Below are 512 nucleotides of genomic sequence, written 5' to 3' on the forward strand. Positions count from 1 at the left end.
GGCGCGCTCCGCGAGGTCGGGGTCGTGGAACGCCGCCCGCTCGACGAACCGCCCCGCCGCGAGCAGGAGCGCGGCGCTCCGGCCGTCGTACGTCCGTTCGACACCGTCCGCGCGCGTCCGAACCGCGTCGGCGTCGCGGTCCGCGAGCGCCCCGACGACCGTCGCCCGGCAGTCGGGTTCGGCGGCCAAGGTCGCCGCCGCCCGGACAGCCGTCGGCGTCGACCCGGAGGGTCACGCGTCCGTCCGCGGTGCCCGCGGGCGCGTCGACCCGCGGGCGGCAACCGCACGGTCGTCCGTCGTCGCCGTCGCCCGACCCGCCGAGGAGACCCGAGAGGCCGGCGTCGAGGGCATCGAACTGTCGCATAGGGCGGGTGGTCGCGTTCCGGTACTTGAACCTACGGCCGCGTCGGCGTCGCCGCGCGACCCGCTCGCGGCGCGCTCGGCGGTCGCACGGCCGGTGTGCGCGCGGACGGCGCTCGTCCCGCCGGCGCGGACGCGTTCGAGCACGACCC

The 512-nt window shown here is 78.7% G+C and carries 1 protein-coding gene; it reads right to left on the reverse strand.

Annotation, left to right across the window (positions count from 1 at the left end):
• Nucleotides 1-189, reverse strand: a 189-nt coding sequence (locus tag K933_RS16320) for a hypothetical protein (protein WP_023395860.1), incomplete at its 3' end; no start/stop codon positions are given.
• Between the last annotated feature and the right edge of the window lie 323 nt (nucleotides 190-512).

This window comes from Candidatus Halobonum tyrrellensis G22, assembly GCF_000495475.1.
In the GTDB taxonomy this organism is placed as follows: Archaea; Halobacteriota; Halobacteria; order Halobacteriales; family Haloferacaceae; genus Halobonum; species Halobonum tyrrellense.